Source organism: Paenibacillus sp. PAMC 26794 (assembly GCF_000316035.1).
Lineage (GTDB): Bacteria > Bacillota > Bacilli > Paenibacillales > Paenibacillaceae > Paenibacillus.
The window spans coordinates 286,736-299,121 of record NZ_ANHX01000004.1; the positions used below are offsets into that span (position 1 = coordinate 286,736).

Annotated in this window: 13 protein-coding genes and 1 tRNA gene; 7 read left to right on the forward strand and 7 right to left on the reverse strand. The window is 47.1% G+C overall.

The window, feature by feature from the left end; genetic code table 11:
* Positions 1 to 27 precede the first annotated feature (27 nt).
* Both D829_RS32770 and D829_RS0102960 read left to right on the forward strand, forming a co-directional pair.
* Positions 28 to 144, forward strand: a complete 117-nt coding sequence (locus tag D829_RS32770) for a YjcZ family sporulation protein (protein ID WP_017687347.1) — start codon at positions 28 to 30, stop codon at positions 142 to 144.
* A gap of 159 nt (positions 145 to 303) precedes the next feature.
* Entirely contained in the window at positions 304 to 633 is a 330-nt protein-coding gene (locus D829_RS0102960) for a DUF1904 family protein (protein WP_017687348.1), read from the forward strand.
* Positions 634 to 674: 41 nt separating this feature from the next.
* Here the strand turns inward: D829_RS0102960 and D829_RS0102965 are convergent, their stop codons facing one another.
* The gene (locus D829_RS0102965; protein WP_017687349.1) at positions 675 to 1,898 is read right to left on the reverse strand and encodes an MFS transporter; all 1,224 of its coding nucleotides are present in this window, start codon (positions 1,896 to 1,898) and stop codon (positions 675 to 677) included.
* 140 nt (positions 1,899 to 2,038) lie between these two features.
* Positions 2,039 to 2,233 (reverse strand): DUF6199 family natural product biosynthesis protein, encoded by a 195-nt coding sequence (locus tag D829_RS34360; RefSeq protein ID WP_346773274.1) that lies wholly within the window; start codon positions 2,231 to 2,233, stop codon positions 2,039 to 2,041.
* Between the two features lie 304 nt (positions 2,234 to 2,537).
* On the opposite strand from D829_RS34360, the gene D829_RS0102975 reads away from it, so the two are divergent.
* Both D829_RS0102975 and D829_RS0102980 read left to right on the forward strand, forming a co-directional pair.
* Positions 2,538 to 3,686, forward strand: coding sequence for an ATP-binding protein (locus D829_RS0102975; RefSeq protein WP_017687351.1), 1,149 nt, complete (start codon positions 2,538 to 2,540; stop codon positions 3,684 to 3,686).
* A 109-nt stretch (positions 3,687 to 3,795) separates the two neighbouring features.
* Positions 3,796 to 4,278: a NucA/NucB deoxyribonuclease domain-containing protein gene (locus tag D829_RS0102980; RefSeq protein WP_017687352.1), complete on the forward strand. Its 483-nt coding sequence runs from the start codon at positions 3,796 to 3,798 to the stop codon at positions 4,276 to 4,278.
* Positions 4,279 to 4,473: 195 nt separating this feature from the next.
* Here D829_RS0102980 and D829_RS0102985 read toward each other — a convergent pair whose 3' ends face one another.
* On the reverse strand, positions 4,474 to 4,698 hold the full coding sequence (locus tag D829_RS0102985; RefSeq protein WP_017687353.1) for a hypothetical protein: 225 nt from the start codon (positions 4,696 to 4,698) through the stop codon (positions 4,474 to 4,476).
* A gap of 207 nt (positions 4,699 to 4,905) precedes the next feature.
* Here D829_RS0102985 and D829_RS30280 point away from each other — a divergent pair, with 207 nt between their 5' ends.
* Both D829_RS30280 and D829_RS0102995 read left to right on the forward strand, forming a co-directional pair.
* The gene (locus tag D829_RS30280) at positions 4,906 to 5,355 is read left to right on the forward strand and encodes a general stress protein (RefSeq protein WP_017687354.1); all 450 of its coding nucleotides are present in this window, start codon (positions 4,906 to 4,908) and stop codon (positions 5,353 to 5,355) included.
* Positions 5,356 to 5,818: 463 nt separating this feature from the next.
* Positions 5,819 to 5,904 (forward strand) — tRNA-Leu (locus D829_RS0102995).
* Between the two features lie 256 nt (positions 5,905 to 6,160).
* Here the strand turns inward: D829_RS0102995 and glpK are convergent.
* From glpK to D829_RS0103015, 4 genes are read right to left on the reverse strand one after another with little or no spacing between them, the layout of a single operon-like run.
* Positions 6,161 to 7,663 (reverse strand): glycerol kinase GlpK, encoded by a 1,503-nt coding sequence (gene glpK, locus D829_RS0103000; RefSeq protein ID WP_017687355.1) that lies wholly within the window; start codon positions 7,661 to 7,663, stop codon positions 6,161 to 6,163.
* A 12-nt stretch (positions 7,664 to 7,675) separates the two neighbouring features.
* Complete coding sequence (locus D829_RS0103005) at positions 7,676 to 8,611, reverse strand: transketolase family protein (protein ID WP_017687356.1); 936 nt, start codon at positions 8,609 to 8,611, stop codon at positions 7,676 to 7,678.
* Positions 8,612 to 8,616: 5 nt separating this feature from the next.
* Entirely contained in the window at positions 8,617 to 9,459 is an 843-nt protein-coding gene (locus tag D829_RS0103010; RefSeq protein WP_017687357.1) for a transketolase, read from the reverse strand.
* A gap of 57 nt (positions 9,460 to 9,516) precedes the next feature.
* On the reverse strand, positions 9,517 to 10,980 hold the full coding sequence (locus D829_RS0103015; protein WP_017687358.1) for an L-fucose/L-arabinose isomerase family protein: 1,464 nt from the start codon (positions 10,978 to 10,980) through the stop codon (positions 9,517 to 9,519).
* A gap of 303 nt (positions 10,981 to 11,283) precedes the next feature.
* Between D829_RS0103015 and D829_RS30285 the strand changes: the two genes are divergently transcribed.
* Entirely contained in the window at positions 11,284 to 12,354 is a 1,071-nt protein-coding gene (locus D829_RS30285; RefSeq protein WP_017687359.1) for a LacI family DNA-binding transcriptional regulator, read from the forward strand.
* The last annotated feature ends 32 nt before the right edge of the window (positions 12,355 to 12,386 follow it).

The following is a 12,386-nucleotide window of genomic DNA, read 5'->3' on the forward strand; positions in this document are numbered from 1 at the left end:
CCTTGAAATTCAAAGGAGGCCAATCAAATGAGTCAAGTTGGATACGGTTGTTGTAATGTTGGTGGCGGCGGATGGACTTCCACAAGTGCAATTCTCGTGCTTTTCATCCTGCTGGTGATCATCACAAAATCTTTCTGGCTGTAAGTCACGTATAGAAACGTGCAAACAGTGGCTCCGCTGAGACTTCAGCGGGGCTTTTCCTATTTATAAGAAGCAACATATGCCATCCATGACATTTGACAACTGAAAACAATGTGCTTAAAATCACATAAGAGACTATTAACAGAGATTGAAGGGATAGCAATGCCGTTTATTCGCTTTAAAGGATTCACAGGTCCTCAGCTAGAGGAAGTTGTACCCCAAATTACAGAGCAGATGGCCCTAATTACTCATATTCCAAGGGAGAGAATGAAGGCAGAGCGTCATGATGTACAAGCGCTAACACCTTCTCCAGCTTCTATAGAGATTCTGATGTTTCAACGTGACCAGGAGATTCATAATCGGATTGCATCGTCGGTGCAAGCTATTTTGGAAGAAGCATACATGCCGGATGTGCATATTTTCTTCAATATATTGTCACCTACTTTGTATTATAAAAAAGGCAGGCCGCTGACAGATTATCGATTGGATTGAGATTGTGAGGGACGAGCAGAATGCTGCTCGTCTCTTTTGCTTTACATATTTTTCGTATGTTTAGCATTGTGATGGTTCCTGTGAACCCTGCTCAACGATATTGAGCATATGGCAGACACAATAAACAAGGCTCCACCGATAAGGTATATCCATCGAACGCCCAGTTGATCGGCGACTAGACCGAAGATGACTATGGATACACTCATGACTATGGAGATCAGGACGCCATGAGTGGCGTATACCTTGGTTAGGAATTCGACAGGTACACTGTTCTGAAGCGCTGTCTGCTGAGCCACATCACGAATCTGATGAACTGGACCCATGAGTATGCATAACACCAGAGCGAGCCATGGCAGGTTGTTTAGACCATAAACGATGGTCAGCAGGCTGAAGAGAAGAGAACCCATGGTCATGCTAGCGATCAGATGCTTCTGAATACGTTTGGCCAGTGCAAGAGCCAGAATACCTCCAAGCATGGTTCCAGCAGCGTAACTCGAGTTCATGAGTCCCCACCAACCTTCTCCTCGTCCCAGAGCTTCTTTTGCAAAGGCCAGCGTAACAGCTCCGATCCAGATGGAACCCGCGAGTGCTTGGGCAATGTCCATAAGCGTAATCAGTCGTAAGGTTGGATTGTTCCAAAGTATACTCCAACCTTCCCTCAATACATTCCGCGATACAGCAGATTTCTGGGGTTGTTCTACATTCCGTGTGAGCGAGCCCATGGCAATCATGAAGATCAGAACGGCCCAGGACAGGCTTGTAGCTGCCCAGAAGGTCTGTGATGCCCCCCAGTTCATCACGGCGAATCCCGTCATGGCGTAACCGACAATAATTACAGTCTGATTAGAGAAAGATAGTAGGCTATTTGCTTTTATAAGGTCTTCACCTTGAACCAATCGTGGCGTTAAAGTCTTCAGTAACGGAGTTTCCCATCCATCCAAAAAGGATAGTATGACCACTCCAAGCAATAGAAGCGGAAGTTGTGAAATCAAGTGATTCAACGAAATGGCTATACAGGTCATGATGAATGTTTTGGCTATGGAAATGCTGATCAATAGTCTGGAGAATGGGAAACGGTTCACAAGTAATGGCAAAGTGAGACCTGCTATTATGCGTGCAATGATCTGAATAAGTGGAAACATTGCAGCAGAGAGTACCGATCCAGTGAGACTGTATATATACGTAGTAATGACCATGATATATATGACATTAATAAGCGAGAGCAGCGTTTTGGCGGCCCAGTATGGATAAAATGCGATGTTCATGCCAATGGTGTCCTTTCCGAAACGATATATCTATATTACGGGCATTGTCATCATTGCACCACAAACAAAGTTATCATTTTCCCGTCATTTCACCACAAAAAAACTGCCCAACAGGGCAGTCATCTTCTAATGCCTATAGTTCATGCCATAGCGAGTGTGAAGGCGATAAGCAACATCAGCAAGCTGGTCGTTCTGACCATAGTCATATAAGGCCTGCTGGGTTCGTCTTTACCCCGGGAAATCCAGCCATAACGCAGATACCAGCCGAATTTTGGGAAACAGAGATTGATGATACAGAGTACCATGAATATAAAAAAGAGGGTTCTCATACCCATCTTCCTTTCTAACTTACATAACGGATCTTATCTTAACGTTTGCGTCTGGTAAAAAAGACTACAATCAAAATAATAATGATGATAACTAACAGAAATTTCATGTATGTTCCTCCTGATGAGTAGTTAGGTTATTGTTGAATGTTAGTTATCAACTATTACCCATGAACCACATGACTTGAATAACTATGTTACAATTAAAATATATTGAATTTATTTCAACACATTCCGTCTGGTTAGTTTTATCTCCTTATAAACGATTGCAGAATATATAAACATTAACGTGTGTGAGATGAGGGAGGAAGGCATGAGCCAACATAATCAACTCTCATTACAATGGGAATTTATCATCTCAAAAGTGAAATCCTCCGTGACGGTGGTCGATGCTACCTTGCCTGAGCTTCCGCTCATGTATGTAAACGAACACTTTACCCGGCTGACAGGATACACGTATGAAGAGTCTGTCGGACACAATTGCCGATTTTTGCAAGGACAGGATACAGACCCCGAAACGGTAATGCAGATTCGTGATGCATTAAAGAAACAACAGTCCATTAAGATTGATATCTTAAATTATACAAAAAATGGCCAGAAGTTCTGGAACGAACTGAATATTGATCCGATCTTTAATGAATCTGGAGAGTGTTTGTATTTTGTGGGGATTCAATACGATATTTCAGAACGGAAGTATGCCGATCAGCAGCTGAAGCTTGCAACTTCCATGGCTCAAATGAACAGCAGAGGGCAATTGGAATTCATCGGCAAGCTGAATCACGAGCTTCGTACCCCGCTTAACGGCATTATGGGCATGATCGAACTTGCTGGTATGGGTGAAACCACGGATGAGCAGAAAGAATATCTGGAGCTTGCACGTCAATCGAGTGAGGCACTGCTGAACATCGTTAACAATAGTTTGGATATGGCGAAACTGGGAAGAGGTAAAATGGGTGTTGAAAACATTGAGTTTCAACCTCTGAAGCTGATTCAACAGATTGTGAAGACACATGAGCCTGCGGCGCAGAGTAAACAAATACGGTTGCTCTGCCATGCTGATCTGAATGTTCCTGATGTACTGATGGGTGATCCGCTAAGACTTCGGCAGGTATTGGATAACTTGCTGAGTAATGCGATCAAGTTCACAGAACAAGGTGAAGTGCAGTTACAGGTGGATGTGAGGCAACAACTGATGGATACCGTTGTGTTGGTATTCTCTGTGCGTGATACGGGAATTGGCATTCCTCAGCATCAGATCGAACAATTGTTTGATGCATTTACCCAGACCGACATCTCCCATGCGCGCCGATTTGGCGGAAGCGGGCTTGGTCTGACCATCTGCAAAGAACTGCTGGAACTGATGAATGGTCAGATTTCGGTAGAAAGTACAGAGGGGAAAGGTACACAGTTTGAGGTGACACTGCCCTTGCTGCGCCAACAGGCCATTCCCAATGTAGGATAATTAAACAAGCAGGACAGCCGGGCGGTCTCGGCTGTTTTTTTATTGTATTGGATTGTTTTACGAACGGGCGTTCTGTTATAATGCAAGTGTTGAATGGGGGAGACACAGCATGAGTAAGAGACGCACAAGAAGAAAACGTAAAGGTAAGCAAGGTTTCAAGAAGCAGGTTCTGACGCTGGTAGCGATGCTGCTGGTAGCCCTCTATGCCTGGGCTGGGGGAGAATGGCCGGAGGAGATACCTAATCCATTCGGTGGGACTAATAAGAGTGTAGACCATACCATTACGTTCCCTTCAGAGCGTTATCCCGAAACAGCCAAACATATTAAAGCTGCTATCAAGGCAGGGCATTCGGATGTATGCACCATTGATCGTAGTGGAGCCGAAGGTAATCGGGATTTATCACTTAAGGGTGTTCCGGTCAAAAAAGGTAAGGATCGGGACGAGTGGCCCATGGCGATGTGCGCTGAGGGAGGAACAGGTGCAGATATCCAGTACATTACCCCGAAAGATAATCGCGGTGCAGGTTCATGGGTAGGGAATCAGTTAAGTACATATCCGGATGGAACACGAGTGAAGTTTGTAGTGAAGTAACAACAGGATATGGTTAGGCAGAAACAAGGATAGTAAGGCCTTTGTTGTGAGGTCAGTGGTAGCGTGGTACAGGATAAGTAGAAGAGAAAAACCAGACGTGCATGCGTCTGGTTTTTCTGGTATAAAGTGCTGCCATAAATAGATCTAGTTAACGTATCTATACGGGAACTGGAGTTTCTAGGATTACAGAGCCGACTAAACGAGTTGCATTCCGCTTAAATGATGAGACCGGATGCTTAACAGACGCGTAACATGTTCCACCTCATCAAACGGTATCCACAGACTTCCGTGAACGGTACGTAAGGAGAGAATGGATGTATCAGCGGTGCGCTCGGGAAAACCGGTTACCGTCTGACCGCTTGTATTACGAACCATAATCTGTTGTTTGCGCCGGATGGCAATTTCTACCTCTTTTTTCATAAGTCATTGCTCCTGATTATGAGATGTTAAATACATATGTCAATGTTTTCAATGGTTAATTTGTCTTCTTTATCTAGTCTATCAGAACTAGGTATAGATTTCCAGAAGAGAAATCAACATTCTTCTAGGTGATTTGTCTTAGCTGTGGACGATCCGTTTTTGAATGCGGATTACGGGGTTATATTAGGGTAAAAGGAGGGGAACGGAATGACACAATTGATTATTGGGCTGGCCCGTACCGAGAACGAGGCTATATTGATGCTGAATCAGGTGAAAGAGGAAGGTATTAAGGATAAATATTTGGGAGCGGTGGGGAAGGAGCAGCTTAATCTGGAGCTGGTGAGCGAAAAGACGGGGCTGCCCAAACCTTTGAAGGGTGCCGGAACAGATGGTGCCTTTGGCGCTCTGAAAGGCATATTGGCTGGTCTGGGGAAACGAATGGATCAGACGATGTCGATCGGAAATGCAGTGCGCAGGCTCGCTGGTAATGAGATTGGGAGTGAGACCGATGATTTGGTGCTTACACTGACTGAAGCGGGGATCTCGGAAGAAGACGCGCGGTATTACGAAGATTGGCTGTTAAAGGACCATATCTTGGTTATCGTGGAGTGCAGTGAGGAAGAAGCGGCTCGTGTTCGACCTATTTTACTTTTTTAGTTTAATTTAAGGCTGATTTTAGGTTTCTTTAATGTTGGGGAGGTATTCTTATCTCACACCTCCCTTAATATAGATTGGTTTACCGGAAGTCCGGGACCGCAACTCGGACTTTCTAGGCACTGTGAGCTGACGCTTGCAGTGCCTGTTTCATTTATATAAGTCGAACTAAAGATTATTTACACTGACACTCCGATGACAGAATAACCTTCTAAACGCTGTTATCACCAGATTTTTTCGATTTCCTTTTCTCAAGGGAAAATCCGGTGATAGCGTATGCTTCCGATGTAGCTTTCTTTCAGAAAGCTTTTAGGCGAACGCTTCGCTTTTTCAGTTTTTTCTGTCCTCTCCGTTATCGTGTAAATCATTAGTTAAACTTATAGTTGGATTATTTTATATAAAAAGTGTTGCAAAGTTAATTAGTTCATGGTAAGATATTTCTTGTCGCCAAGAAATACATAATCATGCCGGGGTGGCGGAATTGGCAGACGCACAGGACTTAAAATCCTGCGGTAGGTGACTACCGTACCGGTTCGATCCCGGTCCTCGGCATCTATGATTTATAAGGTTTTCTCGGAAGGAGAGAACCAAGAGAAGATCGCATGACTCTCATGAACTATTGAGGGTAATGTGATCTTTCTTTTGTTGAAAGATCAGAATCAGAATACCGCTCATTCAGATTGGCAGGTTTTTCTTTCTCATGTAAGAACGTAGCCCAAAAAGCCTGCACAATTGCAGGCTTCTTTAAATTAGGCAAACATATATGGGGAGCCCCGGAAATCAGAGGATACTTTGTTAGACTCCAACTTTATTGACTCCGCTGAACAACGGACTGGACAGCCCGCTTCCAGCCGGTGTAATAATTGTTTCGGGTGACTTCATCCAGCTTTGGTTCGTATGTTTCGTATAATATTAGATGGGCTGCAAGCTGCTCCGGGTCAGACCATAGACCTGCGCCGAGCCCGCCTAGATACACTGAGCCCATGGCCGATAGCTCAGCACAGGTGGAGCGGGCCACTACGCTACCCAGGAGATCGGCCTGAAATTGCATGAGCCAGGCATTGGAGGAGGCACCACCGTCGGTCCGCAGACCGAGCAGTTGAATGCCAGACTGCCGCTCAACGAATTCAACCGCATCTCTGACTTGATAAGCAATACTCTCCAGCGCAGCTCGGACAATATGGGCTTTAATGGTTCCGCGGTTCATGCCGGTAATTGCCGCCCTGGCAAACGGGTCCCAATAAGGCGCACCCATGCCAACAAAAGCGGGGACAAGATAAACACCGTCGTTCTCTGGAACGCTTTCAACCAGTTCCTGCATTTCCGCAAAGGTAGAGAAAAGCCCCAAATTATCCTGCATCCATTTGATGCTGTCTCCGGTGGACCGAATGACGGCTTCCAGCGCATACGTAACCTGTCCTCCGGCACCCCAGGCGATCGTCGTTACAAGGCCGTCACCACCATCAATCGGATGGTCGCCTACATTCATCAATACAGAGGTGCCGGTACCAAAGGTTGCTTTGGCGCTTCCGGGCTTAAAGCAGAGATGGCCATACAACGCGCCCTGGGAATCCCCGATCACCCCTGAGATCGGCACCTTTGCCTCAAAAAGGCTGTTATCCGCCGTATAGCCGAATATGACATCGGACGGCTTTACCTCGGGCAGCAGGGAAGAAGGGACGTCGAACATCAAGGCCAGCTCTTCGTCCCATTCCAAGGTGTGAATATTGAACAGCGAGGTGCGGCTGGCGTTTGTGTAGTCGGTAGCATGTGTGCTGCCCCCCGTAAGCTTCCAGATCAGCCAGCTGTCCATGGTTCCTGCGAGCAGCTTGCCTTCGGCGAGCAGTTCCGCGGCTCCTTTTGCATGCCTAATGATCCACCCCCATTTGGCGGCGGAGAAATATGGGTCGAGCATAAGTCCTGTTTTGGCGCGGATGGTGTTCTCGTGCCCCGCTTGCTTCAGCCCGGCGCATAGGTCCGCAGTACGCTGACATTGCCAGACGACGGCATTGTATACCGGCTGGCCTGTTGTCTTGTCCCACATCAGTGCGGTTTCGCGCTGGTTGGTAAGGGTCAGGGCAGCCAGTTCTGCCGGATGGATGCCGGTTTGCTCTAGCACACTGCGGGCCGCCTTTATGACATTGTCATAAATTTCGAGCGGATCATGCTCTACCCAGCCGGACTGGGGAAAGTACTGTTTATGCTCCATTCCGCTACGAGCGATGACTGTTCCTTCAGCATTTACAAGAAGTGCTTTGGTGCCTGAAGTACTCTGATCAATGGCCAATATATATTTCTGATTGTGGTCCATATGCTTCGCCCTTTACTTGTTGATCAATTCGAGTGCAACCTGTTTGATATTGTCGCCCGTAAGGCCGTAGTGGTGGAATACCTCCGCTGTTTTGCCAGCAATAGCGGGTTCATCTGGGATGCCAAGCACCTTCATCGGAACGGGATGGTGCTGTACGACAACCTCAGCCACAGCAGCGCCGAGGCCACCGTAAATGCTGTGCTCCTCAACCGTAATAATGCGCCCGGTCTCTCGTGCCGCAGCAATGATGGCCTCTTCATCCAAGGGTTTAATCGTATGCATGTTGATGACTCGTGCGGATACACCATTTTCGGCAAGTTCCTTGGCGGCATCGAGGGCAATGCGTACAGTTTCACCGGCGGCAATGATCGTAACATCGGAACCTTCCTGTACAATTACAGCCTTACCTATCTCAAACGGATAATCGTCGGATTCATATACGTCCTCGACCGGGTTACGTCCGATCCGTACATATACGCCGCCATCATATTTAACCAGCGCTTCGGTCAGCTTCTTCGTTTCGTGGCGGTCGGCGGGAAGCACAATAGCCAGTCCAGGAATGGCACGGGCCACCGCAATATCCTGTACAGAGTGATGGGACATGCCGAGCGCACCGTAGCTTACGCCGCCGCTAATCCCGATTAGCTTCACATTGGTCCGCGAATAAGCGACGTCAACTTTGATCTGTTCAATGCTGCGCATGCTCAGGAAGCAGGCAGGTGAAGTGACAAATGGTTTCTTGCCGCTGTGGGCCAATCCCGCCGACATGCCAACAATGTTCTGTTCTGCAATGCCAACCTCGACGAATTGCTCTGGAAATGTATTGGCGAATGGAGCCATCGCGGCGGAACCACGTGAATCACTGGCGAGCACCATAATATCCCGATCTTCTTTGGCCAGTTCCAGCAGTGTGTCACAGATGACTTGGCGGTTAGGAATTTTGTTCATGATTATTACACCTGTCCTTTCTGTGTCAATTCCTCAATGGATGCACTCAACTCAGCCAGCGCCAGCGCCAGCTCTTCATCGTTAGGAACATGGTGGTGCCAGGCGGGCACATTCTCGGCGAAGGATACGCCCTGGCCTTTGGTCGTATTGGCCAAAATGAGCGTAGGTTTGCCAGCTACTTCCGGTGCGGCTCGGAATGCTTGCAGCAGTTCTTCCATATCGTTGCCGTTGATGGAAACAACATTCCAGCCAAAGGCAGCCCATTTCTCATTGAGTGGTTCCAGGCCCATGACCTCTTCGGTAGTTCCGCTGATTTGAAGCTGGTTGCGGTCGATAATGCCGACCAGATTATCCAGTTTATAATGGGCGCCTGCCATGGCTGCTTCCCAGTTAGAGCCTTCGGCTTGCTCGCCGTCTCCCATCAGACAAAACACACGATAAGACCGTCCGTCCCGTTTGGCCGCCAGTGCCATGCCAACGGAAATGGGCAGACCATGGCCGAGGGCGCCAGTGTTCATCTCAATCCCGGGAACCTTGTTGTTCGGGTGGCCGATGAGCCGGGTGCCGAACTGGCTATAAGTTTCCAGTTCTTCGCTGGGGAAGAAACCGCGGTCAGCTAGAACACACCATAGTGATTCTACGGAATGGCCTTTGCTGGCAATGAAACGGTCACGATCTTCCCATTTTGAATGAGCCGGATCAATATTCATAATTTCATAATATAAGGCGGTTAAAATGTCCGTGTTACTCAAAGATCCCCCTGTATGCCCCGTTTTGGCGCGGTGAATAATAGTCAGCAAATCCATTCGAATTTGTGCGGCTTTGACTTTCAGTTCTTGAATATCCATAATATCCTCCTCTGATAGATGCCATTGAACTTGGCCTTGATCGAGTAGCTCTATTCTTTACACGTGCAGACCTGACTGATTAGTGCGGGCAAGATCAGAGCCTCTAAGCCAGCTTTGGATTTCCTTTTCCGTAGGGTCTACGGGGTCCGGCGTCAGACCGGGGATATAATTGCAGGCCTCATAGATGGCCGGAATAACATTGGCATGGATGCCTACGGAGTGATGAACATAAGGACCTTTGACGAGCTTTTCTTCCCACAGTGGCCAATCGTTCACTTCCACCCATACATAGGAGCCGCGAGTATAAGGGCCTTGTATGCCACGGGCCTTGCCTAGGAACATGGAGTATTCGCCGTTGTCGCCGTCAAATCGGGCAATGGTCATGCCGCCACCACGGATTTCGCCTTCATGAGTTCCGGGAGCATGGTCGTCAAAGAGAAAGTGCTTGCGCAGCTTCGGTTTCTGCTCCACAGAAAGCGAAACAGGGAAATTTCCACAGTGGAATAGTAGTTCCCCGTTGTCGTTTTCGGGATGGCGGATGGTAATGTCTGCAAAAAAGGTTGGGCATTCATTCATCGCGGCTGCTTGCACCATAATGGACGTAATGGCTCCATGGATGTCTGTTTCACAGGTGACCGGAATTTGTTCATCTGTCAGGATCGCATTGGCCAGACACGGCATGATCGACATGGCCTCTTGCAATGACGACCAGCACTGAATAGCGATAGCAGTGCTTCCCGTCTCATGGACGAAAGACTTCATAGCAACTTTTAAAGCGGCGATTCGCCTGATGTCGTCTTCGGTCACTTCGCTGTAGTCGAGCTTTTCTTTAATGTAATCCATCGTATCAAGTAGTTCGGCGCTGCTGCTGGCCGCAATTTTTCGAGTGCGGAGCTGAATATCGACAAGGGTAATCGGATGGATCTCAATGCCAAAGCGTTCAAGCAGTTCGCCCTCATTGCACATCATCGTCCAAAACGAAGCGGGACGTGGACCGATCTGGAGAATGCGCAGGCTTTTGAACTGGCGTACTACATTGGCAGCAGCGATAAAGTTGGTGAAGCCTCGCTCGAATACGGGATCATTCACCCAACTGTTGGTTACATAAGTGAAGGGAACGTTGAATCTGCGCAGCACTTTGCCTGTGGCGAAAATACCGCATTGAGTATCGCGAAGGCGCATACCGTCCGCAAGCGGAGCTTCATCCCGTGGCCCCCAGAGCAGAACAGGCTTGCCAAGCGCTTTGCCAACACGAGCTACGGTGTCTTCGGTGCCGAAGTTACAGTGTGGAAAAAATACGGCATCGACTTCTTCCTCTTTGAACCTCTTGGCTATCAGGTCGGCATTAATATGGTCGTCGTACAGCAACCCTTCCTCGTTAAGGCCTTCCAGGTCCACGATATCAATATCCATTCCAAAGCTCTCAATTTGCTTGCGAATTTCTACTTTGTACTTAAATGCATCCTCAGCGCTGAATGTAAAACGCCGTGTTGGGGCATAGCCCAACTTTAATTTCTTCATCATCATTTCTCCTCGGTATGGAATATTTCAGCCTTGTTGAATGAAAATAATAACTAAACAAAATGGGTATAGTTTAGTTATTTAAACTTAACTGAATATATTTTTCAGCTTTGAGGTCATGTTAACATTGCGTTTAAGTGGTGTCAATGAATAATTTAGTATTATTTAGCTATAATAACTAAACTTATAACTAAACAATTCAAACTTAATTCAGCTAAACATTGCATCGAAACCAGATTCGGTGTAAACTTCACGTATTACCTTGTTATGTTGTTACCTTATTAAGAAATGGAGAATCAAGGCATGAAGATGGAAGATATCGCTAAACTGGCTAATGTATCCAAAGCAGCCGTTTCGTTGGCCTTCAGTGGCAAGCCGGGTATCGGTCCGGATACGCGAGAACGCATTCTCCAAGTAGCCTATGAAGCGGGATACAGCCCCAAGAGCAGGGAAGTAGCGACTACAAAAGTAGATAAATCGCTGCTTTTTCTTGTATGTACTAATTCAGGAATTGTCCTTGAAGAATATTACCAGCAGCCATTTTTCAAAGAATTGATTCATTTTATTGAAGAACGCTGTCGGCAGAAAGGATATTCCCTAATTTTTTCAACGGTAGATGTAGAATTTTTCCAGCGGGATATCCAAGTGGTTGCTGATGAGAAACGCAGTGTTGGAACCATAGTGCTGGGCACTAATTTGACCCGCGAACAAATCAGGGATATTCATGCCAAACTGCCGAATCTGGTTGTGCTTGACACCTGCTTTGAGACGTTACCTGTACAATTTATTCAGATTAATAATGTAATGGGTGCCTATCAGGCCGGGGTCTATTTAAGCAACATAGGGCACACCTCGATCGGTTATATCGCTTCCAATGTGCGAATTCATAATTTTGATGAACGTAAACGCGGTTTTATGGCGGCGCTTACGGAGCGAGGGCTAATGGTGCCCGAGGCAGCACGTCTGTCCGTGGCGCCAACTATTCTTACTTCTCAGGATGATCTGAAACGGCAGTTGACCACCTATTTGGAGAACGGGCACAGTATGCCTACAGCCTGGTTTTGCGAATGTGACTATATTGCGATCAGCGCCATGAAGACAATGAATGAGCTGGGCATCCGGGTACCACAGGATACTTCTGTCATAGGTTTTGATAACATTAACGAATCATTGGTTGTCACTCCGGAGTTGACTACGATTCACGTGGATAAAGAAAGAATGGCCAGTCTAGCCGTTGATCTATTGACTGATGCATTGTCGCAAGGGACAAGTAAAATTATCGTAGACACCATTTTTGTGGAACGGAATTCCTGCGCGGCTCCTGTCGATCCCGGGCTTGCAGGACAAAAGCCTGATAACTCCGGGCAGGACTAAATTCGTATTGCATTGTATCAGAACAGGGGGGA

Bases quoted from the DNA above. Each gene is read 5' to 3' on its own strand.
- D829_RS0103015 (WP_017687358.1), bottom strand. From the start codon at position 10,980: ATGAAGAAATTAAAGTTGGGCTATGCCCCAACACGGCGTTTTACATTC.
- D829_RS32770 (WP_017687347.1), top strand. From the start codon at position 28: ATGAGTCAAGTTGGATACGGTTGTTGTAATGTTGGTGGCGGCGGATGG.
- D829_RS30285 (WP_017687359.1), top strand. From the start codon at position 11,284: ATGAAGATGGAAGATATCGCTAAACTGGCTAATGTATCCAAAGCAGCC.
- D829_RS0102975 (WP_017687351.1), top strand. From the start codon at position 2,538: ATGAGCCAACATAATCAACTCTCATTACAATGGGAATTTATCATCTCA.
- D829_RS0102960 (WP_017687348.1), top strand. From the start codon at position 304: ATGCCGTTTATTCGCTTTAAAGGATTCACAGGTCCTCAGCTAGAGGAA.
- D829_RS0102980 (WP_017687352.1), top strand. From the start codon at position 3,796: ATGAGTAAGAGACGCACAAGAAGAAAACGTAAAGGTAAGCAAGGTTTC.
- D829_RS0103005 (WP_017687356.1), bottom strand. From the start codon at position 8,611: ATGAACAAAATTCCTAACCGCCAAGTCATCTGTGACACACTGCTGGAA.
- D829_RS34360 (WP_346773274.1), bottom strand. From the start codon at position 2,233: ATGGGTATGAGAACCCTCTTTTTTATATTCATGGTACTCTGTATCATC.
- D829_RS30280 (WP_017687354.1), top strand. From the start codon at position 4,906: ATGACACAATTGATTATTGGGCTGGCCCGTACCGAGAACGAGGCTATA.
- D829_RS0102985 (WP_017687353.1), bottom strand. From the start codon at position 4,698: ATGAAAAAAGAGGTAGAAATTGCCATCCGGCGCAAACAACAGATTATG.
- D829_RS0103010 (WP_017687357.1), bottom strand. From the start codon at position 9,459: ATGGATATTCAAGAACTGAAAGTCAAAGCCGCACAAATTCGAATGGAT.
- D829_RS0102965 (WP_017687349.1), bottom strand. From the start codon at position 1,898: ATGAACATCGCATTTTATCCATACTGGGCCGCCAAAACGCTGCTCTCG.
- glpK (WP_017687355.1), bottom strand. From the start codon at position 7,663: ATGGACCACAATCAGAAATATATATTGGCCATTGATCAGAGTACTTCA.